The following is a 26,810-nucleotide window of genomic DNA, read 5'->3' as shown; positions in this document are numbered from 1 at the left end:
CAAGTGTTGGCATCAGGAGGCGGCCATGAACGGCACGACCGGCGACACGAATACGAAGCGGAACGCGAACACGAAGAAGAACGCGAACCCCACCGACGGCACCCACACCGTCGTGGTGGTCGGCGCGGGACCCACCGGGCTGCTGCTCGCCGGGGACCTCGCCACCGCGGGCGTCCCCGTCACCCTCGTGGAGAAGCGGGCGCACGGCATCAGTAACCTCTCGCGCGCGATGGTCCTGCACGCCCGCACCCTGGAGCAGCTGGACGCGCGAGGCCTCGCCGACGAGCTGGAGGCCAAGGGCGAGCCGCTCGCCAAGCTGCGCCTCTTCGACCGCCTCTCGCTGGATCTCGGCCGGCTGCCCTCCCGCTACCGGCACGTCCTCGTCCTCCCGCAGTATGAGGTCGAGCGCGTCCTGGAGCGGCGCGCCATCGAGGCGGGGGTGCACTTCGCGTACGAGAGCGAAGTGACCGGGCTGACGCAGGACGAGGACGGCGTGACGCTCCGGCTCCACGGCCCCGGCGACGAATCGAGCACCCTGCGCGCCGCCTACGTGGTCGGCGCGGACGGCCTGCACAGCGGCGTGCGCGGGGCGGTCGGGCTGCCCTTCCCCGGCAGGTCCGTCATCCGCTCGCTCGTCCTCGCCGACGTCAAACTCGCCGAGCGGCCGGAGACGCTGCTCACCGTCAACGCCGTCGGCGACGCCTTCGCCTTCATCGCGCCCTTCGCCGACGGCTACCACCGCGTCATCGGCTGGAACCGGTCACGCGACGTCCCCGACAGCGAGCCGCTCGACCTCGAAGAGGTCAAGGACATCGTCCGGCAGGCGCTCGGCCGCGACTTCGGGATGCACGACGCGCGCTGGATGTCCCGCTTCCACAGCGACGAGCGGCAGGCGCCCGCCTACCGCGCGGGCCGCGTCTTCCTCGCCGGGGACGCCGCGCACGTCCACTCGCCGGCCGGCGGTCAGGGCATGAACACCGGGCTCCAGGACGCCGCGAACCTGAGCTGGAAACTGGCCGCCGCGGTCGACGGCCGCGCCCCGCGAGGCCTCCTGGACACCTACGAGTCCGAGCGGCACCCGGTCGGCAGGACGGTGCTGCGCAGCAGCGGCGGGCTCGTCCGGCTCGCGATGGCCAAGCGCCCGTGGACGCGCGCGGCACGCGCCGCCCTCGCCGCCTTCGTCACCCACGTGCCCGTGGTGCGCGCCAAGGCGGCGGGCCAGGTCACCGGCGTCGGCATCGCGTACCGGACACCGAAGGGCGCCCACCGCCTCGTCGGGCGGCGGGTCCCCGATGTCGCGCTCGAAGAGGGGCGGCTCTACGAGGCCCTGCGCGCGGGCGAGTTCGTGCTCATCACGCCGAAGGACGAGAAGTGCGGGACGGGCCGCGCCGTGTCCGCCCATTGGTCGAGCGACCGCCGCGCGACGGTCCTGGTCAGGCCCGATGGATACGTGGCGTGGGCGGCGGAGGACGCGGGGGTGGGGGCGGTGGCGGCGGCGCTGGAGGAGTGGGGCGCCGCGTAGACCGGAGTGCCGCGTAGACCGGGGCCAACCCTTCAGTTTTCCTTCAAAGAATCGGCGTAAAGATTCGATGGACCTGATGGGTGTACGGGTGTCACGGTGGTCCCCGCACCACACCAAGCGACCCCGTACACCCCGCCACCGCGGGGAGAAAGACAAGGGATACCCCGTGGCAGTCCTGGACCGGACCCCCGCTCACACCGCACCGGCCGCCGCGCAGGCGGCCAGGCACCCCATCGGCGTCGGCCTCGCCCTCGCGGCCCTCGCCACGGTCGTCTGGTCGGGCAGCTTCGTCACCTCCCGGGCGCTGCACGACACCGTGCCGCCCGTCCAGCACGCGTTCTGGCGCTGGATCATCGCCATCGTGGCGGTCGCGCCGTTCGCGGCGCGCCAGACGTGGCGGCAGCGCCAACTGCTCCGCGAACACGCGAAGTTCCTGCTCCTCGCCTCCCTGCTGGGCGTCACCGTCTACAACACCCTGGTGAACCAGGCGGGCATGACGACCACCGCGGGCAACATGGGCATGATCATGGCCGCGTCGCCGGTCCTGATGGCCGTGTACGAACGCCTCGGCGGTACACGGCTCGGCGCGCGCCGGGTCACCGGCATGCTCGTCGCCTGCGCCGGAGTCCTCCTGCTCGTCAGCAAGGGCTCGCTCGCGACGGACTTCGCGATCGGTGACCTCTGGGTGATCGCGGCGGCACTGTCCTTCGGCTCGTACAGCGCACTGCTCAGGCGCAGGCCCGCGGAGATCGGCGGACTGCCCTTCCTCTTCTCGACGTTCGTGCTGGGCGCCCTGATGCTGCTCCCGGTCTTCATTGCCAGCTACGCACTCCAAGGCGGCTTCGCGCCCACCGTCGGAACGGTCTCCCCGCTCCTCTACGTCGGCGTGGTCTCCTCGGCGGTCGCCTTCTTCGCCTGGAACAAGGCGATCTCGATCATCGGCGCCGCCCGCGCCGGAGTCGTCTACTACCTCCAGCCGGTCTGCGTCGCCCTGCTCTCCTTCGCGGTCCTCGGCGAGGCGATGGGGTGGCTGCAGGTGCTGTGCATGGGGCTGATCCTGGGCGGTGTCGTGCTCGGCGCGGCCCGCACCAAGTGATGCTTCTGACCAGTCGGTACGTTGGGCTCATGAGCGAGTGGGACATCAAGAAGCTGCAGATCCTGCGGACGTTGAGCGAACGGGGCACCGTGACCGCGACGGCGCAGGCGTTGCGGATGACGCCGTCGGCGGTCTCGCAGCAGCTGTCCAACCTCGCCAAGCAGCTGGGCGTACCGCTCCTGGAGGCGCACGGGCGGCGGGTCCGCCTCACCGACGCCGCGCATCTCGTGCTGCGGCACGCGGAGTCGGTCTTCGCCCAACTGGAGCGGGCCGACGCGGAATTGGCGGCGTATGTGCAGGGGGAGGCGGGAGAGGTGCGGGTCGGGGCGTTCTCGACCGCGGTGCCCGCGCTCGTCGTGCCCGCCGTGCGGGCGCTGCGGGAGGCGGCGCCCGGCATCTCCGTACGGGTGCGGGAGACCGAGGCGGCCCAGGCGTACGAACTCCTCGCGGCCGGTGAGGTCGACATCGCCCTGTCCCTGGCCGTCCAGGCACCCGCCGAAGGCGACGCGGACACGCGCTTCACCCGTGAATCGCTGCTCGCCGACCCGCTGGACGTGGCGCTGCCCGGCGGCCACCGGCTGGCGTCGGCGCCCGGGCTCCGGCTCGCCGACCTGGCCGCCGAACCGTGGATCTTCGGCGGCAGCGGTCCCTGGTCCGAGATCACCCGCGCGGCGTGCGAGGGCGCGGGCTTCAATCCGCGGCAGGCGCACTCGGCGTCCGGCTGGACGGCGATCCTTGCGATGGTGGAGGCGGGGATGGGGGTGGCGCTGGTGCCTCGCATGGCTGCGGTGAGTCGCGCCGGTGTGGCCATGCGCGCGCTCTCCGATGACCATCCCACTCGGCATGTCGTCGCCGCGGTGCGGCGGGGGGCGGCGGGGGGTGCGGCGGTGACTCGCGTCCTTGACGCCCTGCGGGCGGCGGTCCCCGTGCGGGGGGCGTGACCGTTCTCGCCTGCGGGCCGTGCGTGGCTGGTCGCGCAGTTCCCCGCGCCCCTGAAGCGTCGCCTTCGCCGTTTTCTGGTGCCGGTTGTGTGTGGTTGCTCGCGCAGTTCCCCGCGCCCCTTGAAAGCGTCGCCTCCGCTCGCCGCGTCCCTGGGGAGCCCCGTCGGCCCCCCATGGGACCGGCAGACGGAGGACGGCGGGGGTATTTCAGGGGCGCGGGGAACTGCGCGACCAGCCACTGACGGCCCGCAGAGGGACGCGGTGAGAGGGGCCGGGCAGAGGGCGGAGCCCCTGCCCGGCGAGGGCGAGCTAGAGGTCCGCCGCGCGCGCCCGCAGGGCGCGTTCGACGCCCGCCCGGGACTCCGTGATCAGACGACGCAGCGCCGCCGACGGCTCGGCGGACGCCAACCACGCGTCCGTCGCGTCCAGCGTCTCCTGGGAGATCTGCAGCGACGGATAGAGCCCCGTGGCGATCTGCTGGGCCATCTCGTGGGAGCGGGACTCCCACGCCCCCTTGACCGAGGCGAAGAACTTCTCCGCGTAGGGCGCGAGGAGTTCGCGCTGGTCGGTCTGGACGAAGCCGCCGATCACCGCCTCCTGGATGGCGTTGGGGAGGGAGTCGGACTCGACGACGGAGGCCCACGCCGCCGCCTTCGCCTCCGGCGTCGGCAGCGCCGCCCGGGCGGCGGCGGCGTGCCGTTCGCCCGCCGCCGTCCTGTCCCGCTCGAGCTCCGCCGCGATGCCCGCCTCGTCGAGGCGGCCCGTCGCCGCGAGCCGCGCCACGAACGCCCAGCGCAGCTCGGTGTCCACGGCAAGGCCGTCGATCGACTCCGAGCCGTCGAGCAGGCGCTCGAGGAGGGACAGGTCCGCTTCCGTGCGGGCCGTCGCGGCGAAGGCGCGGGCCCACGCCAGCTGGTGGTCGCTGCCGGGTTCGGCCGCCCGCAGGTGCTCCAGCGCCGCCTCGGTCCAGCGGGCCAGCGCCGCGTCCCGGCCGGCCGGGGCCGCGTACAGGTCGAGGGCCAGCTTCACCTGGCGGTGCAGTGACTGCACGACGCCGATGTCGGACTCCTTGCCGATGCCGGAGAGGACGAGGGAGAGATACTCGCGGGTGGGGAGCTCCGCGTCCCGCGTCATGTCCCACGCCGACGCCCAGCACAGCGCCCTCGGCAGCGACGCCTCGAAGTCGCCGATGTGGCCGGTGACGAAGGCGAGGGACTCGGTGTCCAGGCGGACCTTCGCGTACGACAGGTCGTCGTCGTTGAGGAGGATCACCGCGGGGCGGGCCTTGCCCACCAGCGCGTCGACGGCCGTGAGTTCGCCGTCTACGTCCAGTTCGACGCGGTCGGTGCGCAGCAGCTTGCCGGACGCCTCATCCAAGTCGTAGAGGCCGATCGCGATCCGGTGCGGACGGAGCGTCGGCTCGCCCATCGCGCCCTCGGGGAGCGCCGGCGCCTCCTGCTTGACGGCGAAGGAGGTGATGACCCCGGACGTGTCGACGTCCACGACCGGCCGCAGGACGTTGATGCCCGCCGTCTCCAGCCACTTCTTCGACCAGGTCCTCAGGTCGCGGCCGCTGGTCTCCTCCAGGGCGCCGAGCAGATCGGAGAGGCGCGTATTGCCGAACGCGTGGCGCTTGAAGTACGCCTGCACGCCCTGGAAGAACTCGTCCTCACCCACGTACGCGACGAGCTGCTTCAGGACGCTCGCGCCCTTCGCGTACGTGATGCCGTCGAAGTTGACGAGGACGTCGTCCAGGTCGCGGATGTCCGCCATGATCGGGTGGGTGGACGGCAGCTGGTCCTGGCGGTACGCCCACGTCTTCATGGAGTTGGCGAACGTGGTCCAGGAGTGCGGCCACTTCGAGTCCGGCGCGTACGCCTGGCAGGCGGCCTCGGCGTACGTGGCGAACGACTCGTTCAGCCACAGGTCGTTCCACCACTCCATGGTGACGAGGTCGCCGAACCACATGTGGGCGAGCTCGTGCAGGATCGTCGCGGCCCGCACCTCGTACGCCGCGTCCGTCACCTTCGAACGGAACACGTACTGGTCGCGGATGGTCACCGCGCCCGCGTTCTCCATCGCGCCCGCGTTGAACTCCGGCACGAAGAGCTGGTCGTACTTGGCGAAGGGGTACGCGTAGTCGAACTTCTCCTGGAACCAGTCGAAGCCCTGCCGCGTCACCTCGAAGATCGCGTCCGAGTCGAGGAACTCGGCGAGCGAGGGACGGCAGTAGATGCCGAGCGGCACGGACTGGCCGCCGGGACCCTCGTACGACGAGTGGACGGAGTGGTACGGGCCGACGATCAGGGCCGTGACGTACGTCGACATGCGGGGCGTCGGCTCGAAGGACCAGATGTCGTCCTTCGGCTCGGGGGTGGGGGAGTTGGAGATCACCGTCCAGCCGCTCGGTGCCTTCACCGTGAACTGGAACGTGGCCTTCAGGTCCGGCTGCTCGAAGGAGGCGAAGACGCGGCGCGCGTCCGGCACCTCGAACTGCGTGTAGAGGTAGGCCTGTTGGTCGACGGGGTCGACGAAACGGTGCAGGCCCTCACCGGTGTTGGTGTAGTCGCAGTCGGCGACGACCCGCAGCTCGTTCGGACCGGCGTGCAGGTGCCGCAGCGCGATCCGCGAGTCGCGGAACACCGCCGCCACGTCCAGCGCGTGGCCGTTCAGGACGACCTCGTGGACCGCGGGGGCCACCAGGTCGATGAAGGTCTCGGCGCCCGCCTCCGCGGAGTCGAAGCGCACCGTGGTCACGGACCGGTAGGTGCCGCCCTCCTGCGCGCCGGAGAGGTCGAGATCGACCTCGTACGAGTCAACGGTGAGCAGCTTCGCCCGCTGCTGCGCCTCTTCGCGGGTCAGATTGGTCCCGGGCACGCGGTCATCTCCTCGTACGACGTGTCGCGTCTTCGTGGGTGCGACTTGCGGTGTTTCCGGCCATCCTTCCATGCCCCTCCGGATGGCCGCCCGGACCATTGTTCTCCCGCTGCCGTGCCGTTACGCTCCGCGCGTCCGCACCGGTCCCGGCAGGCCGCAGACCACGGCCAGGGGACGGTCAGGAACCACAGGGGGACGCGGAAGATGCTGGGGACCGAGAGACCGGCCGCCACCGGCCGGACCGCACGACGGCCATGACCGACGTACTCGTGGCGGGGGCGGGCATCGGCGGGCTCACCGCCGCGCTCAGCCTGCACGCGGCGGGCATCGGCGTCCGCGTGGTCGACGCCACCGACCAGCTGCGCCCCGTGGGCGTGGGAATCAACCTGCTGCCGCACGCGGTGCGGGAGCTGACCGAGCTCGGACTCGGCGACGTGCTCGCCGCGAACGCCGTCGCACCCGACGCGATGGCCCACTACGACCGGCACGGCAACCGCATCTGGGCCGAGCCGCGCGGCCTCGCGCTCGGCTACCGGTGGCCCCAGTACTCCATCCACCGCGGCACCCTCCAGCTGCTCCTCCTCGACGCGGTCCGCGACCGCCTCGGGGACCACGCGGTCCGCACCGGCACCGCGTTCGTGCGGCTCGCCGAGCACGAGGGCGGCGCGCTGCGGGTGATCCTGCGGGACATGGCGCGCGCCAGGGAGTACGCCGTGCGCGTACGGGCCCTGATCGGCGCCGACGGGCTGCACTCGGCGGTACGGGCCGTACTGCACCCCGGCGAGGGGCCGCCGCTGTGGAACGGCATCCGGATGTGGCGCGGCATCGCCGAGTGGCACCCGGTGCTCGGCGGGCGGACCGTCGCGGTGGCGGGCAGCAACGCCACCGCGAAACTCGTCGTCTACCCGATCTCGCGGCGGGCCATGGAGCGCGGCAGGGCGCTGCTCAACTGGGTGGCGGAGGTGCGGTTTCCGCCGACGCACCACCACGGGATGCCGGGGCCCGCCGACTGGAACCGCTCCGGGCGGCTCTCCGATGTCCTGCCGCACTACGCGGGATGGCGCATCGGCGACCTCGACGTGCCCGCGCTGCTCGCCGCCACGCGGCACATCCTGGAGTACCCGATGGTCGACCGCGACCCGCTGGCCCAGTGGGGCCGCGGCCCGGTCACCCTGCTCGGCGACGCGGCCCACCCGATGTACCCGGTGGGGTCGAACGGCGGCTCCCAGGCGATCCTCGACGCCCGCGTCCTCGCCCGCTGCCTCGCCCACACAGCGCCGGACAGGGAGGCGGGGCTGCGGGCGTACGAGGAGGTGCGCCGCGAGGCCGCCAACGCGATCGTCCTCGCCAACCGCGACATGCCGGCCGACCGCATCCTCCAGACCGTCGCGGAACGCGCCCCGGAAGGCTTCGACCGCGTGGAGGACGTCCTGACCCGGGAGGAACTGGCCGAACTGGACGCGGCGTACCGCAGAACGACGGGTGTGGACGTGGCGGAGCTGAACGGGCGCGGGTCGTGGGGGGTGGGGTGGTGGGCAGGTGAGGGTCAGTAGGAAGGTGAGGGGTCAGTAGGAGCGCCCTGCAGGCGCCTTCGGGCGCAACGTGACGTCCGGAATCCGCCAGCCCCCGCCCGCCCCCACGCGCGAGGCTCGCCCCATGACCACGCACACGGGCACCACGCGCACCACACCTACGACCTACACCCCGCTGCCCATCACCCCCGAAGCCCTCGCCGGCCTCCGTGACGTCGACGACGCCGGGCAGCCCTGCGTCCCGTACACCGACGAGGAGGGCGGCTACCCGCTGCGCTGCTGTCTGCGGGCCAGTGCCCCCGGCGAGCGCATCGCCCTCGTCTCGTACGCGCCGCTGCGGCGTTGGGCCGCCGGCACCGGGGCGGCTCCCGGCGCCTACGACGAGCAGGGGCCCGTCTTCATCCACGCCGACCCCTGCGAGGGGCCGGGGGAGGAGCGCGCCGGGTACCCGTTCTCGCGGGCCGGGGCGCTGCGGACCGTGCGCCGCTACAGCGCCGAGGGCCGCATCGTCGGGGGGCGCCTGATGGAGATTCCGGACGACGAGGAGGCCGGGTTCGACGCCGCGTTCGCCGAGGCCTTCGCCGATCCGCGGGTCGCCCTCGTGCACGTCCGCGCCGTGGAGTACGGCTGCTTCCACTTCGAGGTGCGCCGACCGGCCTGACGGACAGACCACCTGACGGTCAGGACATACCCACCCGCACCGCCCGCGCGAACTCCCGTACCCGCTCCGTCTCCCCGTCCCGGTGCCACACCATCCCGAGCACCGAGTCGGGCAACCCGTCGACCGGTACGAAAGCGACGTCCTTGCGGCCGTGGTACTCCGCCGTAGGGCGGCAGAGCAGCATCGCGCCCCGGTCCGCCGCGACCAGCGTCAGCCCCTCCTGGAGCGTGCGGACCGCGGGGGCGGGCGCGCCGCCCGACGGGGCGTGGGCCTCCCGCCAGTACGCGGGCGCCGGCGCGGTCGCCGCGATCAGGGGCGTGCCCGCGAGCTCCGCCGCCGCGAGCGACTCCCGCCCGGCGAAGGCGTGCCGCACCGACACCGCGACGGTCTGCCGCTCGCTGGAGAAGACGGGGCCGAGGACGAGGTCCGGCTCGTCGACCGGCAGCAGCACGATCGCCGCGTCCACGGCGCCCTGCCGCACCGCCCCGAACGGGTCGGAGAACGGGATCTCCACGATCTCCGTGTCACAGGAGGGGTGCCGCTCCTGGAAGGCCGCGATGGCCCCCATCAGGCGGTCGTCCGCGGTCCCCTGGAAGCCGATCCGCAGCGTGCCCTCGACGCCCCGCGCCGCCGCCCTGGCCCGCCCCACAACCGATGCCAACTCGTCGTACGACGGACGGAGTTCGGCCAGGAAACGTTCCCCTAGTGTGGTCAGGGCGACCCGGCGGCTCGTACGCTCCAGCAGGCGCGCCCCGATCCGCCGCTCCAGGGCGGCGAGCAGTTGGCTGACGCGGCTCTGCGAGACGTACAGCCGCTCGCCGGCCCGCCCGAAATGCAGCTCTTCGGCAAGCACCAGGAAACACTCCAGTTCCCGGATCTCCAGCCCGTTCCCGCCCATGGCGCGCGGCCCCTTTTCCTTGATCGTCGCGGTCCTCGATCATCCCTGACCGATGAATCCGGCTCATACAAGGATGAGATCTTCCGCGTTGTTCCCCGGCGGGACCCCCCACAGGGTGGATGCCATGTCACAGACCACACCACAACTCACCACACAACTCACCGCTCCACCTGCCGCGTTGGAGTCGCAGCGCGGCGGTCCTGCCGCCGTCCTCGCCGTCGCCGCAGCCACCTTCTCCGTCGTCACCACGGAGATGCTCCCCGTCGGACTCCTCACCTCCATCGGCTCAGGACTGCACGTCTCGGACGGCACCGCCGGCCTCGCCGTCACCCTGCCCGGCATCGTCGCGGCGCTCGCCGCCCTGCTGCTGCCCGTCGCGGTGCGCCGCGCGGACCGGCGCACGGTCCTGGCCGCCCTGATGGCGCTGCTCGCCGCCGCCAACGTGGCCTCCGCGCTCGCGCCCGCCTTCGGTGTCCTGCTCGCCGCCCGCGTCCTGGTGGGCGTCTGCATCGGCGGCGTGTGGGCCATCGCCGCCGGGCTCGGCGTGCGGCTCGTACGGGAGGAGAGCGCGGGCCGGGCCACCGCGGTGATCTTCAGCGGGATCGCGGTGGCGTCCGTGCTCGGCGTGCCCGCGGGCACCCTCCTCGGCGAACTGGCGGGCTGGCGCACGGGCTTCGCGGCCCTCGCCGTGGTCGCACTCGGCGTCGCCGGGCTGCTCGCCACGGTGCTGCCCCGGCTCCCCGCGGGCGAGGGGATCGGGCTCGGCGCGTTCGCCGGTCTGCTGCGGATCGGCGCGCTGCGGGCCGGCCTCCTCGCCGTCACCCTCCTCGTCACCGGCCACTTCGCCGCGTACACGTACATCCGGCCCGTCCTGGAACGGGTGCCCGGCATCGGTGCGGGCCTGGTCAGCGGGCTGCTCCTGGCCTACGGGACGGCCGGCATCGTCGGCAACTTCGCGGGCGGCGCCGTGGCGGCCCGCGACCCGCGCCGCGCGCTGCTGTGGATCTGCGCCGGGCTCGGCGCCGTGGTGCTGCTCATGGTGCCCGCGGGCGGCTCGCTCGCCGCGTCGGTGGCGCTGCTCCTGGCGTGGGGGCTTGCGTACGGCGGGGTCTCGGTCTCCGCCCAGAACTGGGTGATGGCCGCGGCCCCGCACGCCCGCGAGGCGGCTTCGGCGCTCTTCGCGGGGGTCTTCAACGTGGCGATCGCGCTCGGCGCCTTCGCGGGCGGGCGGGTCGCGGACAGCCGCGGGGCCGGCGGCGTGCTGTGGCTGGGCGCCGGGCTGGCCGGGCTCGCGCTGGTGGCGGTGGCGTGCGCGAAAGGGACGGCGAAGGGGGCGGCCACCCGCGAAGGGTGACCGCCCCCTGCGGGACGTACGCGCGGTCAGCCCTTGAGCTCCGCCGCGACCAGCTCCGCGATCTGGACGGCGTTCAGCGCCGCGCCCTTGCGGAGGTTGTCGTCGGAGATGAAGAACGCCAGGCCGTTCTCGACGGTCTCGTCGCGCCGGATGCGGCCCACGAACGAGTCGTCCTTGCCCGCGGCGACCAGCGGCGTCGGCACCTCGGTGACGACGACGCCCTCGGCCTGCTCCAGGATCTCGATGGCGCGCTCGGGGCTCAGCGGACGCGCGAAGCGCGCGTTGACCTGGAGGGAGTGGCCGGTGAAGACGGGCACGCGCACGCAGGTGCCGGAGACCTTGAGCTCGGGGATCTCCAGGATCTTGCGGGACTCGTGGCGCAGCTTCTGCTCCTCGTCGGTCTCGTTCAGACCGTCGTCGACGACGGAGCCCGCCATCGGCAGGACGTTGTACGCGATCGGCGCGACGTACTTGTCGGGCTCGGGGAACTCGACCGCCGAGCCGTCGTGGGTCAGCTTCGGGGCGTCCTCGCCGACCTTCTTGATCTGCTCGAACAGCTCGTCCACCCCGGCGAGACCGGAGCCGGACACCGCCTGGTAGGTGGCGACGACCAGCGCTTCGAGGCCCGCCTCGGCGTGCAGCGGCTTGAGGACCGGCATCGCGGCCATCGTCGTGCAGTTCGGGTTGGCGATGATGCCCTTGGGGCGGTCCTTGATCGCGTGCGGGTTCACCTCGGAGACGACGAGGGGGACCTCGGGGTGCCGGCGCCAGGCCGACGAGTTGTCGATCACGACGGCGCCCTGCGAGGCGACCTTCTCGGCGAGGGCCTTCGAGGTGGCGCCGCCCGCGGAGAACAGGACGATGTCCAGGCCCGTGTAGTCGGCCGTGGAGGCGTCCTCGACGGTCACGCCGTCGATGACCTTGCCCGCGCTGCGGGCCGAGGCGAAGAGGCGCAGCTCGTCGGCCGGGAACTTACGCTCGGCGAGGATCTTGCGCATGACCTTGCCGACCTGACCGGTGGCTCCGACGATTCCGACCTTCACAGGGACTTCCTCCGTATGTGCGTGCGGCCTCGTGACCTCGGCCGGTCTGTGGGGGGTGACTCAATGATGCGTCTGTCCAGGGCCGCCTTGTCCAATCCATTGTCCGAGGTGCGGGACGCCACATTCGAGGCGCGTCACCGTGAACCTTTCGGACGCCCCGGGCGTCGTAGGGGAAACGCGGGGAGGGGAGGGGCACGTTGCTGCGCAGAAAAACGCGCCGCGCGCAGGCGGGGGCCGGGGGAGCGGACCCGCTGGACGCGGCCCAGGAGGACCGGGTCCGGGCCGTGCTCGCGCTCGGCGGGGTGCCGCACGCCGATCTGCCCGACGGGGTGCAGCAGGTGCGGCTGAAGCTCCTGGAGCGGGCCGCGGACGGGCGTGAGGCGCCGCGTGACGTGTCCGCGTGGGCCGCCGTCGTGGCGTCCAACCTGGCCATGGACTGGCACCGGGCCCGGCGCAGGCAGGAGCGGCTCGGTGAGCGGCTCGCCGTCCTGTGGCGGGAGGCCACCGACGAGGACGGCGCGGAGGCGCGGGCCACCTCGCTGGCGGTCGCGCAGGGCCTCGGCGAGCTGCCGGACGCCCAGCGGCAGGTCCTGGTCCTGCGCTTCTACGCCGATCTGCCGGTCCGGGCCATCGCCGACGAGCTGGGCATCCCGGAGGGCACGGTCAAGAGCAGACTGCACACGGCGGTACGGCTCCTGCGGGCGCGGCTGCACGAAGGGGAGGTGGTGTGACGGTGCCGGAGCAGGAATTCGACGCGCTGATGTTCGCGATCACGGACGATCCCGTGCCCGGGGAGGCGCTGCGCGACCCCGACTTCGCGGCCGAGCACGCGGCGGCCGTCGCGGACGTCGCCCTCCTGAGGGAGCGGCTCGGAAATGTGGGCGAGGCGCTCGCGGCTTCGGCCAAGCCTGTGGAGTCGGTCGTTCCGCTGAGGCCGCGCGCGGCCCGCCGCCGCGCCACCGTCGCGCTCGGCGCGGTGGCCGCCACGGTGGCCGCCGCCATGCTCGGCGGGCTCGCCTGGCTCGCGGTGGACGCCGGTCCCGGCGCCGCCGACAACGACGCGGCGGCGGGCAGCGCGAAGGACGCGGCGCCGGAGGGCAAACTCAGCCCCGAGGGCTTCGTCGCGTGCTCGCGGGTCATCGTGGAGGGCACGGTCACGGCGGTCGACGCGGTGCCCGGCGCCGCCCGGCACCGCGTCTCGCTCGACGTCACCCGCTACTACAAACCGAGGTCCGGGGACGGGACGATCACCTTCCCCATGGCCGACGACGTGGACCCCCGCCTGAAGAAGGGCGACCGCGTCCTGATCACCATCCCCGTGGGGGACGCCCACCCCGACAACTGGGCCATGGGCAAGGACCGCGACAGCCTGCGCCGCACGGTCGTCGAGGCCCTGCCGGGTGCGGCGAAGATCCGGTGCGCGAAATGAAGAGCGCCGGACGGGCTCGACCGAGCCCGTCCGGCGCCTGTTCAAAAGAACACCGTTACGGCGTGACCTTCTCGACCTTCACGCTGCCGCTGCCCGCGACCGTGCCGCCCGCGTTGAGCAGGGACACCTCGCCGAACAGCTCACGGCCCGCGGCGGCCGGGGCCTTCGCCTCGACCTTGGCCTCGACCTGAGCCGAGTCGCCGTTGCCGAGCTTGACCGTCTTCGACTCGTCGACGGTCACCTGGCCGAGCGCGTCCGAGAAGAAGACGTCCCGGTAGTCGTACGCGGTCGAGCCGGACGGCACCGAGTAGCCCGTCACCTCGATCGTGTACGTACCGGCGGCCGGCTTCTTCAGGCTGACGCTTTCCTCCGAGTCGCCCTCCGCCGAGGAGCCCACGACCTGGCCGTCCTTCTTCACGGCGAGGTCCAGGTCGGCGGCGACGTCCGCGGGGGAGCCGATGGCGACGTCGAGACGCTCCGCGCCCGCGGGCACGACGACCTCGGTGGTCTGCGTCTCGTTCTGCTTGATGCTGGGCCGCGTCGACTTGGACGAGCCGAGCGAGCCGCCCTTCAGCTTGCCGTCGACGGCCGCGAAGTTGTTCGTGGCCTTCCAGGAGACGGGCGCCGGCGTGCCGACCTTCGCCTCCGGGAGCGTCTGCACGGCCGGGTCGAAGTCGACACCGAGCGCGGCGACGTTCACCTTGTACGGGTTGTCGAGCAGCGGCGACGTGCGGCGCGACTCGACCTCGATCTCCCAGACACCGGCCTGCGGCTGCGCGTACGAACGCAGGTCGGGGCGGCAGGTGTTGGCCGGGTTCTCGTAGTTCGGGTAGCAGACGATCGACGAGGTCGAGTCGACCGGGACGCCGTACGGGTGGATCGCTATGAAGCGGGTCTGGCTCTTGTCCTTCAGGCCGCTGAGGGAGACCTCGAGGGACTTGGCGCCCTTGGGGACCGTCACGAAGTAGGACTTCGGGGCGCTGCGCTGCACCGAGTCCTCGGCGGAGAAGGTGAACGACGGCTTGGCGAGCGGCGCCGAGACGACGACGGTCGACATGATCTGCTGGTCGATGCCCTCGGAGCGCTCGTCGTCGACGGTGAGGATCGCGCTGTGCAGCCCGGCGGACTTGGCCTTCGCCTGGACCTTGACGGTGACCGGCTTGTTCAGCGGCAGCGTGACGTCGCCGTCGCCGAGCAGACGGAACGTCTTCTCGTGGTTGTTGACGAGGTCCAGCTCGTGGCGGACGCCGCGGTCCGGGCCCGAGGTGCGGGTGATCGTGACGTCGTACGTCCGCTTCTGGCCGGTCTTCAGGCCGCCCTCGCGGTCGTAGATGCCGGTGCCGGGCTTCTTGAGCTCCTGCTCAAGGGCGGTGTCGACCGGGGCCTTCACCGTGTACGTGTGGGCCTTCGCGTCGTCCTCGATGGCGTTCCACGCGTCGACGACGTTGATGCGGCCGGTGCCCTGCGCGTACGCCTGCTCACCGCGGATGCGGTCCGCGGTCGAGGTGAGCGCGGTGCGCAGCTTCGCCGGGGTGAGGTCGACCTTCTCCCGCTTCGCGGCGGAGAGGAGCAGCGCCGAGGCGCCCGCGGCCTGCGGGGACGCCATCGAGGTGCCCTGCAGCATCGAGTAGCCGGCCGGGAGCTTGTAGCCCGCCTCGGCGACCGGGGAGCCCGGCAGCCAGGTCTGGGTGGTGTTGATGGCCGCGCCGGGCGCCGAGATGATCGGCGCGAAGCCGCCGTCCTCACGCGGGCCGCGCGAGGAGAACGGCATCATCGCGTACGGGCGCTCCACCTGGGAGCCGTAGTTGGCGGCCCAGGTCTCCTTGGAGATGGCGGCGCCGACCGAGATGACCTTGTCGGCCAGGCTCGGGTCGCCGATGGTGTTGGCGCCGGGGCCCGAGTTGCCCGCGGAGATCACCAGCTGCACGCCGTAGGTGTCGATGAGGCGCGTGTAGAGCTCGGCGCGCGCGTTGTTGCCGTCGTTGAGGGCCGGCAGGCCGCCGATCGACATGTTGACGATGTCGACGCCGCGCTCGGTGACGAGGTCGATCATGCCCTCGGTGAGCGCGACGTTGGTGCAGCCGCCGGTCCAGGTGCAGGCGCGCGAGGAGACCAGCTTGGCGCCGGGCGCCGCGCCGTTCATCTTGCCGCCGAACAGGCCGTTGGCCGCGGTGATGCCCGCGACGTGCGTGCCGTGCTCGGACTCGATGACGCCGATGTTGACGAAGTCGGCCTTCTTGCCGACCCAGTCGCCGCCGTACGGGTCGGTCGGCACGTCCTTGCGGATCTCGACGACGAAGGGGACGCGCTCGACGACGTCGGTCGCCGGGTCGTCCTTGCCGAAGTAGGCGACCTGGTGGCCGTCCTTGTACGGCTTCATCACCTCGTCGTCGGTGAAGTCCTTGTTGTTGTTCAGGTCGACACGGACGGTGCCCGCGGCCGGGTCGTAGAGCATGCCCCAGCTGTCGGTGGTGTCGCCGTCGCGGTTGATGTCGCCCTTGGCGTCGCCGCCGGTGGTGGCCGACTCACGGAAGCGGTTGACCTGGAAGGAGCCCGCCGGGGCCTGCCACGTCTCGCCGTCCCAGGTGAAGGTGGGGCCGTTGACCGGGTTGGTCATGCGGCGCCAGGTGCCGTCCGCGTCCACGATCGGGTCGGTCGCCGTCACCCAGTCGGTGATCTTGCGCTCGCCGGTGGTGGTCTTCTTCAGCGCCGGGTGGCCGAGGTCGACGCCGGAGTCGAGGATGCCGATGGTGGTGCCGCGGCCGTCCGCCTTCGGGTGCTTCTTCACGAAGTCGACGGCGCCCGTCTCGGCGGCCGGGTTGTACGGGTTGTCCGCCGGGGTGTTCTTGTCCGGGCCCGGGTACGTGCCCTGGGCGGCGGTCTTGGCGCCCTTGGCGCGGTCGGCGGCCGGGGTCGGGTCGTCCAGTTCGATCTCGTGGCGCAGATCGATGGCGTGCACCGACGAAAGCTTCGCGGCCGACTTGATCGCCGCGTCGGCCTTGCCGGTCGGCACGGTCGCGCGGACGTAGCCGAGCTTGTCGTAGGTGCGGCCGACCGAGCCGCCCTTGACGGCGTCGAGCTGGTCGGCGACCTGCTCGGTGGCGCCGGGCGCGGTGGCCACCATCATCGTGACGGTCTTCTCGCCCTCCGCCTTGGCGTCGGCGAGCAGGTCGGCGTCGGCAGGACCGAGCTTGCCGCCCGCGGACTTGGGGGCGGGAACGGGTATCTCGTCCGCCGCGAAGGCGAGGGGCGCGGCCCCGGTCGCGCAGAGCGCGGCGGTGAGACCGACGGCTATCGCGAGGCGGACCGAGTCTCTTGAGGCCTTGGGTCTCGCGCTGGAACTGGATCTGGGCATCGGCATCCCTGTGCGTGAAGGTCGGGAAGGAGGGTCGATCCAGCCCCTGATTTTCGGAGAGTTCCGGAATCCGGGGCCGGATGACCGCTCAGCCTTACGCAAGTGACAGCTGTTTGGGGAGAGTTGTCCGAGCTGTGATCAGGGCGTGACGCAATTCCGCCATACGCCATGGCGGACAAGGCGGCGTATAGGGGGACTTGCCCCCGTCAGGCCTCGCGTGTCAGGCCTCGCGTGAGCGTGCGTAGTGCCGCGACGCCTTCGCGCGGTTGCCGCAGGCCGCCATGGAGCACCAGCGGCGCGTGCCGTTCCGTGAGGTGTCGAAGAAGTGCAGGACGCACGCCTCGTGGGCGCAGCCGCGGATCCGGCCGGGGGCGGTGGCCAGGAGGTGCAGGTAGTCGCGGGCGGCGAGCCAGGCGGGGCCCCACGCCGGGTCCTTGAACTCGGGCTCCTCGCCCGGTCCGTCGGCGGTCAGCGTCGCGCGGATGCGGCCGTGCCGGAGGACCTTGTCGACGCGGGCGACGCCGGCCCGGTCGCCGGGGCTGGCCACGAGGGAGGCGAGCGCGTCGCGGGCGCGCAGCACGTGGTCGAGGGTCGGCCCGTCGGCGGCGAAGCGCCCGTCGAGCCCGTTCGCCGCCAGCCAGACCGCGAGCCCTTCGGTGCCGGTCAGCAGGTCCTGGGGTGCGCCGTCGTGCATCCAGCGGGTGTTGAGCAGGTCGAGGGAGAGCGGTTCGCCGGTGAGGGGGCGGGGGTCGTGCGGCATGGGGCGGGCTCCCTTCGGTACCGACCGGCCTTCTGCGCTAACCACTCAAGGCTACGTGACTGGTTGACGCGCCGGGCATCTAACCCCTAACGTCACTTTCAACGGTTAGCCGACATCGAGTCGGCCGACAGACCTGGGGGAGAGCCATGACCACGTCCACCGCTCCGCGCACCGGCCACATCGGCCTCAACGTCACCGACCTGGAGCGCTCGCTCGCCTTCTACCGGGACGTCATCGGGTACGGCGTGATCGGTGAGGGCAAGGAGGAGGGCCGCCGCTTCGCCTTCCTCGGGGACGGCACCCGCCCGGTGCTGACGCTCTGGCAGCAGGCCGACACCGCGTACTCCGCGGGGAGCGCGGGCCTGCACCACCTCGCGATCGAGGTCGACACCATCGAGCGGGTCAGGGAGTACGAGAGCGCGCTGCGGGCGTACGGCGTGGAGTTCGCGTACGACGGCGTCGTGCCGCACGGCGAGGGCGCGGCGTCCGGCGGCATCTTCTTCCACGACCCGGACGGGACGCGCCTGGAGATCTTCGCGGCCGATGGGGCCGAGGGCGCCGCCGCACCGGTGGAGTCCGCGCCGACCTGCGGCTTCTTCTAGAGAGGGCGCCCCCGTGGCCACGTACGACCTCCGGAGCCCCTACCACCGGGGCTCCCGCACCGTGCAGGACAAGGCCGGCGTGCGCGAACTCGCCGACCACGTGGGCCGCTCCATCGGCCAGGGCATCCGCCCCGTCGCCGCCGCCTTCCTGGAGATCCAGCCCATGCTGGTGCTCGGCGGCGCCGACCCGGCGGGCGCCGTCTGGGCCTCACCGCTCACCGGCGACCCCGGCTTCGTACGGGCCACGGGACCCCGCCGGATCTCCCTCACCGGCGCCCCGCGCGCCGACGACCCCCTCGCCACCGCGCTCACCCGCGAGGGCACCCCCGTCGGCACCATCGCCCTCGACCCGCGCACCCGGCGCCGCATGCGCCTGAACGGCAGGGCGCGGCCCACACCCCGCGGCCTGGCCGTCGAAGCCGACCAGGTCTTCTCCAACTGCCCCAAGTACCTGCAGAAACGGCAGCTGTTGGCGGGGCGGCGGCCGGAGGCACCCGGTGCGCCCCGCCGCGGCACGCGACTCACTGATCAGCAGCGGGAGTTCGTCGCCGCCGCCGACACCTTCTTCCTCGCCACGGTCCACGCGCGCGGCGCCGACGCGAGCCACCGCGGCGGCAACCCCGGCTTCGTGCGCGTCCCATCCCCGTACGTGCTCGAATGGGACGACTTTCCGGGCAACTCCATGTTCCTGACCCTCGGCAACCTCGCCGAGGACCCCCGCGCCGGCCTCCTCTTCCTCGACTGGACGACCGGCACCGCCCTCCAGCTCACCGGCGAGGCCCGCACCCTGTACGACGGCGGCTCCCGCACGGTCCGTTTCACGCTCACCCAGGCGCTGGAGACCCCGGCCGCGAGCCCGTGGCGTTGGTCCGACCCTGAGTTCTCCCCTGCCAATCCCAGGAACGGCGACTAGCGTCGGTCTGTGCAGAAAGAGCTCCGGGTGGCGGCCTACGCCGTATGCGTACGCGACGGGCAGGTGTTGCTGGCCCGCTGGGTGGCGGGCGACGGCAGCAAACGCTGGACGCTGCCCGGCGGCGGCATGGACCACGGCGAGGACCCGTACGACACCGTGATCCGCGAGGCCGACGAGGAGACCGGCTACGTCGTCGAGCCCGTCACCCTCCTCGGCATCGACTCGCTGCGCCGCCGCTACCCGCGCAGGCTCGGCGCCGTCGCCGACTTCCACGGACTGCGGATCGTGTACGAGGGGCGCGTCACCGGCGGCGAACTGCGCCACGAGACCGGCGGATCCACGGACCTGGCGGCCTGGCACCCCCTGGAGAACGTGCCGGATCTCGACCGCGTCGGGCTCGTCGACATCGGCCTGGAGCTGTGGCGCAACCGCCCCGCCGATGGGCGCGGCCGTGCCGGGGGGTTGGTGCGCTGACCCCTCTTCCGGCCTTCCCTTCCCCGCGAGGTGAACGCGGAGTGACCGCTTCCTCTCCGGCCGGGGAGGGGTGGATGACCGCGTAGGGTACCGGGTGATCCACGTACGGTGATCGGCGCTGCCCGTTGCCGTCTCGTTCACGCACAGGCCATTCCCGATGCCAACGATCCAGTACGAGCGGGATTTCGCAGGCCGCAGTCAGGCCGGGGCGCCCGCGACCACTGCCGACGCGTTCGCACCGGGGAGACCGCGCATGCCGCGCATACGCTCTGTCGCCACCGCCAAAGTCACCGCGCCCACCGCGACCACCGCCGCCACCGCGGGTGACGGGGCCGGCGCCGTCACCGCGACGGCCCGCGCGGCCTCCGCCGTGGCCGGCGCCGCCGCCCGCCTCGACCGCCGCGCGTTCCTCGCCGCCACCGGAGCGGTCACCCTCTCCGCCGGACTCGGCTACGCGTTCGGCCCCGGCGCCGGGGCCGGAAACGCCGCCCCCGCGGGCCACGCCACCGTCCCGCGCTCCCGGTCGGCGCCCGCCGCGCCCCTCATGCCGTACAAGAACGGCACCACCCTCCTCACCGTCGCCGCCCCGCACGGCACCACCGGCTACCGGCGGCTCGGCGACGGGCCCGCCTGGCCGCGCGTCGTCCGCGGCGACCTCGCGGCGGCCAAGAACGGCCGCGAGGGGCGGCGGACCGCGCTCGCCGCCTTCGTGCAATTCACCGACCTGCACATCGTCGACGTACAACACCCGCTCCGCTACGAGTACTTGCGCGCGCAGACCGCGAGCGCCTGGCGGCCCCACGAGTCCCTGTCCGTGGCGGGCGCCGTCGCCCTCGTCGAACGCGTCAACGCGCTGCGCGGCGCGCCCGCCACCGGCGCGCCCCTGCACTGCGTCGTGACGACCGGCGACAACACCGACAACAACTCCCGGGCCGAACTGGACTGGTACCTCAAGGTGATGAACGGCGGCCGCGTCACCCCCAACACGGGCGACCCGCGCCACTACGAAGGCGTGCAGGCCAGCGGCCTCAAGCTGTACTGGCACCCGGACGACACCCTGCGCGACGCCGACAAACAGTTCGGCTTCCCGCACCTGCACGGGTTCCTCGACGCCGCGATCCGCGAGGTCAACAGCCCCGGCCTCGGCCTGCCCTGGTACTCCACGGTCGGCAACCACGACGCCCTGCCCGGCGGCTGCTGGGCGCCCGAGGACCCGTACTTCACCGAGTTCGCCGTCGGCGGGCAGAAGCTCATGTCGCTGGACGCGTCGCGCGGAGCCGCCCTCTGGAAGGCGGTCAAGAAGGGCCGTGACCCCAAGGGCGCGCACTTCAAGGAGCTGCTGCGGAGCGAGAAGCGCCGCATGCGGTCCGTCACGCCGGACCCGGCACGGGCACCCTTCACCCCCGTCGAGTACCTCCAGGCGCACCTCGACCCCGCCCACACGGGCCCCGGCCCGCACGGCCACGGCTACACCCAGGAGAACCTCGCCGCCGCCACCCAGTACTACTCCTTCCGCATCAGCGACGACGTGCTCGGCATCAGCCTGGACACCACCGACCCCGGCGGCCACTACGAAGGCTCGCTCGGCACCGCCCAACTGCGCTGGCTGGAACGCGAACTCGAGGCCAACGAGCGGCGCGACGGCGGCCCGTCGTACGTGGTCGTTTTCAGCCACCACACCAGCAGGACCATGCGCAACCTCCGCCACGACCCGGCCCGCCCCGGCGAGGCCCGGCACGGCGGCGACGAGATCGTCTCGCTGCTGGGCCGGCACCGCTCCGTCCTCGCCTGGGTCAACGGCCACAGCCACAAGAACAGGATCACCCCGCACCGCACCCCGCACGGCTCCTTCTGGGAGGTCTCCACCGCCTCGCACATCGACTTCCCGCAGCTCGCGCGGGTGGTGGAGATCACCGACAACCACGACGGCACGGTCTCCCTCTTCACCACGCTCATCGAATCCGCCGCCCCGCACCGCACCGACTTCGCCGACCTCTCGCAGACCGGCCTGGCCGCGCTGTACCGCGAGCTCTCCTTCAACGCCCCCGGCGCGAAGCCCGCCCTGGGCGGCGAGAACAGCGACCGAAATACTGAACTGGTGCTGCGGAAGGGCTGAATCCGGCCCCGCCGCAACGAACTTCACGCGGCACTCAACCCCACACCCGGCACGCGTGTCCCTCCGCCCGACGGCAGTCGTGACCGGAAGGGACGGACAGAGACATGGCGGCAGCGAGCAGGCGACGGACGGGTGCGGCGGCGTGGGCCGTCGCGGTGGCGGCGACGGTGGCGATGGCGGTGACGGCGGGCGGTGCCGCGGCCCCCGCGTCCGCCGCGACGCACAGGGCGGACAGGACGGACGGGGCGGGCGGGACGCACAGGACGGACACGGCGGATACGGCGGACACAGCGGACAAGGGGTCGCACCGCGCGACCCGGCGGGCCATGGAGGCCGGTCTGAACGACGACGTCGTCGGCGTGACCGCGCGGGCCGTGGACCGCCACGGCCCCTGGAACGCCGCCGCGGGCATCGGCGACCTGGAGCGGGGCACACCGCGCGGGGCCCACGACCACTACCGCGTCGGCAGCATCACCAAGACCTTCGTCGCGACGGTCCTCCTTCAGCTGGAGGCCGAGGGCGAACTCTCCCTGGACGACACGGTCGGGCGGTGGCTGCCGGGCGTCGTCGAGGGCAACGGCCACGACGGCGACCGGATCACTGTGCGCCAACTCCTCAACCACACCAGCGGGATCTTCAACATCTCGGACGATCCGGAGTTCAGGCAGAAGGTGTTCACCGAGGACTTCCTCCGCCACCGTTACGACACCTGGACCGCCGGGCAGCAGGTCGCGATGGCCGTGCGCCACGAGCCGGACTTCGCGCCCGGCACCGCCTGGAAGTACTCCAACACCAACTACGTCGTCGCCGGCCTGATCATCGAGAAGGTCACCGGAGCGCCCTACGCGCAGGAGATCCGCCGGCGCGTCATCGAGCCGCTCGGCCTGCGCGACACCACTCTGCCTGGCACCGACCCCACCGTGCCGCACCCCAGCTCCCGCGCCTACACCAGGCTCTCCGACGCCCCCGGCGCCAAGAACCACGACGTCACGGAGATGAACCCGTCCGTGGGCGGCGCGGCCGGCGAGATGATCTCCGACTCGGCCGACCTGACCCGCTTCTACAGCGCCCTGCTCCGCGGCAAGCTGCTGCCGAAACGGCAGCTCGCCGCGATGAAGACCACCGTGCCGAAGGGCGCCGACCGGCCCGGCCAGCGGTACGGGCTCGGCCTGGAACCCTTCAGGACCGACTGCGGCACGGTCGTCTGGGGCCACGGCGGCGACATGCACGGCTCGTCGTCCGCGGCCGGTGCCACGGCGGACGGCCGCCACGCGCTGGCACTCAACTTCAACGGCCCCACTGACGCGGGGGCGGCGGTCCTCAACGCGGAGTTCTGCGGCAAGGACCAGCTCCGTGGCAAGAACTGGTGAGCGCTACCTGGGCAGCACCACCACATACGCCGCCGGCTCGCGGTCGGCCGATGCCATCAGCGCCGTCCGCACCACGGTGGCCTGCTGCTCCAGCGAGTCCCTGAGCTTGCGCGGGGTGATGTGGACGACGGTGATGCCCAGCCGCTCCAGGTGCTCGCGCTTGCGGACGTACTCGGACCACAGCGCGTCGTCGTCCTGCCGGAGGCCCTGGCGGGGCGCCCGCGTGTCGAGCTCCACGGCCACGGCCTGGTCGGGCCAGTAGGCGTCGACGCCGCCGAGGGGTGGGCCGCCGGGCAGGCGCAGGTCGACGTTCCACAACGGGGCGGGCAGGCCGTGCTCCTCGACCATCCGGTACAGCCGGTCCTCGGCGATGGCCCGCCCCTCGGCGAGCAGCGAGTCGACGGCGTCCACGACATGCGGCCGGTTCAGCAGCCTGGCCAGGCTCAACTCACGGACGACCGCGGCAGCTTCGCAGTGCCCGCCGCGCACCGCCTCGGTGAGCAGCCGCCGCACGGCACCCGCTTCGGAGAGCTGCGCCACGGCGTCGGCGAGGGCGCGCGGCACCGGGGCGACCGGAACTCCCGTGACCTGCTGCGAAGTCGGCATCACCGGCGTGCGCACAAGCCGCGCGAAGCCGACCGAACGCAGGCGCCGGGTGCGGGGCACCAGGACGTCGATGCGGTCCAGGGAGAGCAGCGGGGGAGCGGACGAGAAGCGGTGCAGGGCCAGTGCGGCGAGACCGGTGATCATCGCGTCCGCGTACGGGGCGTGCGGCTCGCCCGCGCTGGGCTGGGCGGGCACGGCCCCTACCTGCCGGGCCGGCGGCCGCCCCGCGTACAGCAGGGCGCCGTGCAGCCGTTCCTCGCTGGTCGGCGGCCCCGGGTGCAACAGGCAGACCCCCGGCAGCAGTTGCTGCCAGGGGCCGCCGGGCCGGCAGTGGGCGCCCGCGTCCGCCGCGGAGACACCGTGCTCGCCGAGCTGGGCGGTGCTCATGACGCGGGGCCGGGCGTCCGCGAGGTGCTGGAGGGGGAGGGGGGAGAGCGGGGTGTCGTGGTTCATGCCCCGGTCGTTCCCTCGCCCGGTCACCCCGCTAACCGCTGTTACAAGCCCGTCGACAAACCCGGACAAGCTCGCCCTAAAGCACGGGCGTTCGACAGCCGATGAGTCCCCGCGCCGAGCGCCCCTCCCTGATCTGGCCGCAGAGCCTAGGCCGCCGCCCCCGCGTCGCACGCCTGTGCCCGCAGCGAGCGGAACAGGTCGTCGCGGGCCTCCAGGACCAGGCGGCGCAGGGCCGGCGCGGACGCCTCGTGGGAGGCGAGCCACTCGTCCGCCGCCGCGAGCGTCGCCGCGTCCCCCTGCAAGTGCGGGAAGAGGCCCCGCACCACGTCCATGCCGATCTGGATGGACCGCTCCGCCCACACCCGCTCGATGGCGGCGAAGTACTTGGGCACGTACGGCGCGGTGAGCTCCCGCTGCGAGGGCTGCGTGAACCCCGAGATGGTCGCCTCCACCAGCGCGTTGGACAGCGTGTCGGACTCCACCACGGAGGCCCACGCCTGCGCCTTGACCGCCGCCGAGGGCCGCGCCGCCAGGCACCGCACCTGGTGCCGCTTGCCGGACGCCGTGTCGTCCCTGGCCAGCTCGGCGGCGAGGGTCTCCTCGTCGGCGACGCCGTGCGCGGCCAGCGGGCCCAGGAACGCCCAGCGCAGCTCCTGGTCGACCTCCAGGCCGTCGATCTTCGCGCTGCCCGCCAACAGGCCCTGCAACAGCTGCAGGTCGGCCGCCGACGACGCCACCGCGGCGAAGAACCGCGCCCACGTCAGCTGGTGCTGGCTGCCCGGCGCCGCGATCCGCAGCTCCCGCAGCGCGCCCTCGGCGAGCGCCCGGCCGCCCTCCTCGCGCCACTGCGGCGCGGCGTAGTGCGTGAGGGCGGACCGCACCCACGCGTGGAGCATCTGCAGCACGCCGATGTCGCTCTCGCGCCCGGCGAAGCGGAGCACGAGCCCGATGAAGTCGCGCGCGGGCATCAGCCCGTCCCGCGTGAGGTTCCACAGCGCCGACCAGCACAGGGCGCGGGCCAGCGGGTCGGTGATGTCGCCGAGGTGGTCCCGCAGGGTGGCGAGGGAGTTCTCGTCGAAGCGGATCTTGCAGTACGTCAGGTCGTCGTCGTTGACCAGGACCAGCTCGGGCGCGGCCTCGCCGGCCAGCTCGGCCACAACGGTGCGCGGCCCGTCGACGTCGATCTCCGCGCGGGCGTACCGCTCCAGGTCGCCGTCGGGCGTGCGGCGGTAGAGGCCCACGGCCACGCGGTGCGGGCGGAGTTCGGGGTGGGACTCGGCGGCCTCCTGGAGCACCGACAGCTCGGTGATCCGGCCCTCCGCGTTCAGGATGACCTGCGGGGTCAGGGAGTTGACGCCGGCGGTCTGCAGCCACGAGCGGGCCCAGGAGCCCATGTCGCGCCCGGACGTCTCCTCCAGGACGGAGAGCAGGTCACCGAGGACCGTGTTGCCGTACGCGTGCCGCTTGAAGTAGCGCCGGGCGCCTTCCAGGAACGCGTCACGCCCCACGTACGCGACGAGCTGCTTGAGGACCGAGGCGCCCTTCGCGTAGGTGATCCCGTCGAAGTTGAGCTTGGCGTCCTCCAAGTCGCGGATGTCGGCCGTGACCGGGTGGGTGGAGGGCAGCTGGTCGGCGCGGTAGGCCCACGCCTTGCGGTTGTTGGCGAAGGTGATCCAGCCGTTGGCGAAGCGGGTCGCCTCCACCATCGAGAAGGAGCCCATGAAGTCGGCGAAGGACTCCTTGAGCCACAGGTCGTCCCACCAGCGCATGGTGACGAGGTCGCCGAACCACATGTGGGCCATCTCGTGGAGGATGACGTTGGCCCGGCGCTCGTACGACGCCTGGGTCACCTTGCCGCGGAAGATGAACTCCTCGCGGAAGGTCACCAGGCCCGGGTTCTCCATCGCGCCGAGGTTGTACTCGGGGACGAACGCCTGGTCGTACTTCCCGAAGGGGTACGGACAGTCGAAGTTGTCGTGGAAGAAGTCCAGGCCCTGCTTGGTGACGAGGAAGACGTCGTCGGCGTCGAAGTGCGGGGCGAGGCCCTTGCGGCACATCGCGCCGAGCGGGATCTCCAGACGCGTGCCGTCGTCCAGGACGCGGGAGTAGGAGTCAGTGACGTAGTGATAGGGGCCCGCGACGACCGCCGTGATGTAGGTCGAGATCGGCTTCGTCTCGGCGAACCGCCAGACGCCGTCGGCCAGCTCACCCACGCCGTTCGACCACGCGGTCCAGCCCTCCGGGGCCTGCACCGAGAAGCGGTAGGGCGCCTTCAGGTCGGGCTGCTCGAAGTTGGCGAAGACGCGGCGGGAGTCCGCGGGCTCGTACTGCGTGTACAGATAGACCTCGCCGTCCTCCGGGTCGACGAAGCGGTGCATGCCCTCACCGGTGCGGCTGTAGGCGCACTGGGCGTCCACCACCAGTTCGTTCTCCTCGGCGAGGTCCTCCAGGGTGATCCTGGTGCCGTCGAAGACCTCGGAGGGGTCCAGGTCCTTGCCGTTGAGCGAGAGCGCCGTGACGCTCGGCGCGATCAGGTCCGCGAAGGTCGCGGCGCCCGGCTCGGCGCTGCGGAAGCGGATCGTGGTGACCGAGCGGAACGTGCGCGGCTCCTGACCGCTCTCGCCGACCGCCGACCTGAGGTCGAGGAAGACCTCGTAACCATCGACGGAGAGCAGCGCGGCCCTCTCGCGGGCCTCGTCGCGGGACAGATTCTCACCGGGCACGGGCGGCACTCCCTTGTGACTCGCATGGCTGTGATTCGCCTGACTCGTACGAATGTCTACGATCCTCGCATGTGCCGTCTGCGGC

Annotated in this window: 20 protein-coding genes; 13 read left to right on the top strand and 7 right to left on the bottom strand. The window is 72.4% G+C overall.

Annotated elements, in window-relative coordinates:
- The first annotated feature begins 25 nt into the window (after positions 1 to 25).
- From ACI2L3_RS02505 to ACI2L3_RS02495, 3 genes are all read left to right on the top strand, one after another.
- A complete protein-coding gene (locus ACI2L3_RS02505; RefSeq protein ID WP_404750430.1) occupies positions 26 to 1,522 on the top strand; it encodes an FAD-dependent monooxygenase in 1,497 nt (498 codons plus the stop codon).
- 166 nt (positions 1,523 to 1,688) lie between these two features.
- Positions 1,689 to 2,618 carry a DMT family transporter gene (locus ACI2L3_RS02500; RefSeq protein ID WP_404750429.1) on the top strand — a complete coding sequence of 310 codons (930 nt, stop codon included), beginning with the start codon at positions 1,689 to 1,691 and terminating at the stop codon, positions 2,616 to 2,618.
- 29 nt (positions 2,619 to 2,647) lie between these two features.
- Positions 2,648 to 3,559: a LysR substrate-binding domain-containing protein gene (locus tag ACI2L3_RS02495; protein ID WP_404750428.1), complete on the top strand. Its 912-nt coding sequence runs from the start codon at positions 2,648 to 2,650 to the stop codon at positions 3,557 to 3,559.
- A gap of 309 nt (positions 3,560 to 3,868) precedes the next feature.
- On the opposite strand, the gene pepN (ACI2L3_RS02490) is transcribed toward ACI2L3_RS02495, so the two are convergent.
- Complete coding sequence (pepN, locus tag ACI2L3_RS02490) at positions 3,869 to 6,436, bottom strand: aminopeptidase N (protein ID WP_404750427.1); 2,568 nt, start codon at positions 6,434 to 6,436, stop codon at positions 3,869 to 3,871.
- Between the two features lie 254 nt (positions 6,437 to 6,690).
- On the opposite strand from pepN (ACI2L3_RS02490), the gene ACI2L3_RS02485 reads away from it, so the two are divergent.
- Entirely contained in the window at positions 6,691 to 7,989 is a 1,299-nt protein-coding gene (locus tag ACI2L3_RS02485; RefSeq protein WP_404750426.1) for a flavin-dependent oxidoreductase, read from the top strand.
- A gap of 103 nt (positions 7,990 to 8,092) precedes the next feature.
- Positions 8,093 to 8,629 (top strand): DUF1203 domain-containing protein, encoded by a 537-nt coding sequence (locus tag ACI2L3_RS02480; RefSeq protein ID WP_404750425.1) that lies wholly within the window; start codon positions 8,093 to 8,095, stop codon positions 8,627 to 8,629.
- 19 nt (positions 8,630 to 8,648) lie between these two features.
- Here ACI2L3_RS02480 and ACI2L3_RS02475 read toward each other — a convergent pair whose 3' ends face one another.
- Positions 8,649 to 9,527 (bottom strand): LysR family transcriptional regulator, encoded by an 879-nt coding sequence (locus tag ACI2L3_RS02475; protein ID WP_404750424.1) that lies wholly within the window; start codon positions 9,525 to 9,527, stop codon positions 8,649 to 8,651.
- A gap of 124 nt (positions 9,528 to 9,651) precedes the next feature.
- On the opposite strand from ACI2L3_RS02475, the gene ACI2L3_RS02470 reads away from it, so the two are divergent.
- Positions 9,652 to 10,881 carry an MFS transporter gene (locus tag ACI2L3_RS02470; protein WP_404750423.1) on the top strand — a complete coding sequence of 410 codons (1,230 nt, stop codon included), beginning with the start codon at positions 9,652 to 9,654 and terminating at the stop codon, positions 10,879 to 10,881.
- 26 nt (positions 10,882 to 10,907) lie between these two features.
- Here the strand turns inward: ACI2L3_RS02470 and ACI2L3_RS02465 are convergent, their stop codons facing one another.
- Entirely contained in the window at positions 10,908 to 11,924 is a 1,017-nt protein-coding gene (locus ACI2L3_RS02465) for an aspartate-semialdehyde dehydrogenase (RefSeq protein WP_404750422.1), read from the bottom strand.
- Positions 11,925 to 12,121: 197 nt separating this feature from the next.
- On the opposite strand from ACI2L3_RS02465, the gene ACI2L3_RS02460 reads away from it, so the two are divergent.
- Together ACI2L3_RS02460 and ACI2L3_RS02455 are read left to right on the top strand one after the other, a co-directional pair.
- Positions 12,122 to 12,655: an RNA polymerase sigma factor gene (locus tag ACI2L3_RS02460; RefSeq protein WP_404750421.1), complete on the top strand. Its 534-nt coding sequence runs from the start codon at positions 12,122 to 12,124 to the stop codon at positions 12,653 to 12,655.
- Positions 12,656 to 12,657: 2 nt separating this feature from the next.
- Entirely contained in the window at positions 12,658 to 13,353 is a 696-nt protein-coding gene (locus tag ACI2L3_RS02455; protein ID WP_404750420.1) for a hypothetical protein, read from the top strand.
- A 55-nt stretch (positions 13,354 to 13,408) separates the two neighbouring features.
- On the opposite strand, the gene ACI2L3_RS02450 is transcribed toward ACI2L3_RS02455, so the two are convergent.
- Both ACI2L3_RS02450 and ACI2L3_RS02445 read right to left on the bottom strand, forming a co-directional pair.
- On the bottom strand, positions 13,409 to 16,708 hold the full coding sequence (locus ACI2L3_RS02450) for a S8 family serine peptidase (protein WP_404750419.1): 3,300 nt from the start codon (positions 16,706 to 16,708) through the stop codon (positions 13,409 to 13,411).
- A 220-nt stretch (positions 16,709 to 16,928) separates the two neighbouring features.
- A complete protein-coding gene (locus ACI2L3_RS02445; protein ID WP_404750418.1) occupies positions 16,929 to 17,468 on the bottom strand; it encodes a CGNR zinc finger domain-containing protein in 540 nt (179 codons plus the stop codon).
- A gap of 146 nt (positions 17,469 to 17,614) precedes the next feature.
- On the opposite strand from ACI2L3_RS02445, the gene ACI2L3_RS02440 reads away from it, so the two are divergent.
- From ACI2L3_RS02440 to ACI2L3_RS02420, 5 genes are all read left to right on the top strand, one after another.
- Positions 17,615 to 18,070, top strand: coding sequence for a VOC family protein (locus tag ACI2L3_RS02440; RefSeq protein ID WP_404750417.1), 456 nt, complete (start codon positions 17,615 to 17,617; stop codon positions 18,068 to 18,070).
- 13 nt (positions 18,071 to 18,083) lie between these two features.
- Positions 18,084 to 18,983 carry a pyridoxamine 5'-phosphate oxidase family protein gene (locus tag ACI2L3_RS02435; RefSeq protein WP_404750416.1) on the top strand — a complete coding sequence of 300 codons (900 nt, stop codon included), beginning with the start codon at positions 18,084 to 18,086 and terminating at the stop codon, positions 18,981 to 18,983.
- 9 nt (positions 18,984 to 18,992) lie between these two features.
- Complete coding sequence (locus ACI2L3_RS02430; RefSeq protein ID WP_404750415.1) at positions 18,993 to 19,457, top strand: NUDIX hydrolase; 465 nt, start codon at positions 18,993 to 18,995, stop codon at positions 19,455 to 19,457.
- A gap of 253 nt (positions 19,458 to 19,710) precedes the next feature.
- Positions 19,711 to 21,573: a TIGR03767 family metallophosphoesterase gene (locus ACI2L3_RS02425; RefSeq protein WP_404750414.1), complete on the top strand. Its 1,863-nt coding sequence runs from the start codon at positions 19,711 to 19,713 to the stop codon at positions 21,571 to 21,573.
- A 104-nt stretch (positions 21,574 to 21,677) separates the two neighbouring features.
- Positions 21,678 to 22,943, top strand: coding sequence for a serine hydrolase domain-containing protein (locus ACI2L3_RS02420; protein ID WP_404750413.1), 1,266 nt, complete (start codon positions 21,678 to 21,680; stop codon positions 22,941 to 22,943).
- A gap of 3 nt (positions 22,944 to 22,946) precedes the next feature.
- Here the strand turns inward: ACI2L3_RS02420 and ACI2L3_RS02415 are convergent, their stop codons facing one another.
- Both ACI2L3_RS02415 and pepN (ACI2L3_RS02410) read right to left on the bottom strand, forming a co-directional pair.
- Complete coding sequence (locus ACI2L3_RS02415) at positions 22,947 to 24,002, bottom strand: hypothetical protein (protein ID WP_404750412.1); 1,056 nt, start codon at positions 24,000 to 24,002, stop codon at positions 22,947 to 22,949.
- 146 nt (positions 24,003 to 24,148) lie between these two features.
- Positions 24,149 to 26,725, bottom strand: coding sequence for an aminopeptidase N (pepN, locus tag ACI2L3_RS02410; protein ID WP_404750411.1), 2,577 nt, complete (start codon positions 26,723 to 26,725; stop codon positions 24,149 to 24,151).
- Positions 26,726 to 26,810: the final 85 nt, after the last annotated feature.

Origin of the sequence: Streptomyces sp. NPDC029674 (genome assembly GCF_044903205.1) — a bacterium.
Taxonomy (GTDB): Bacteria; Actinomycetota; Actinomycetes; order Streptomycetales; family Streptomycetaceae; genus Streptomyces.
This window is presented reverse-complemented; position numbering and strand designations above follow the sequence as displayed.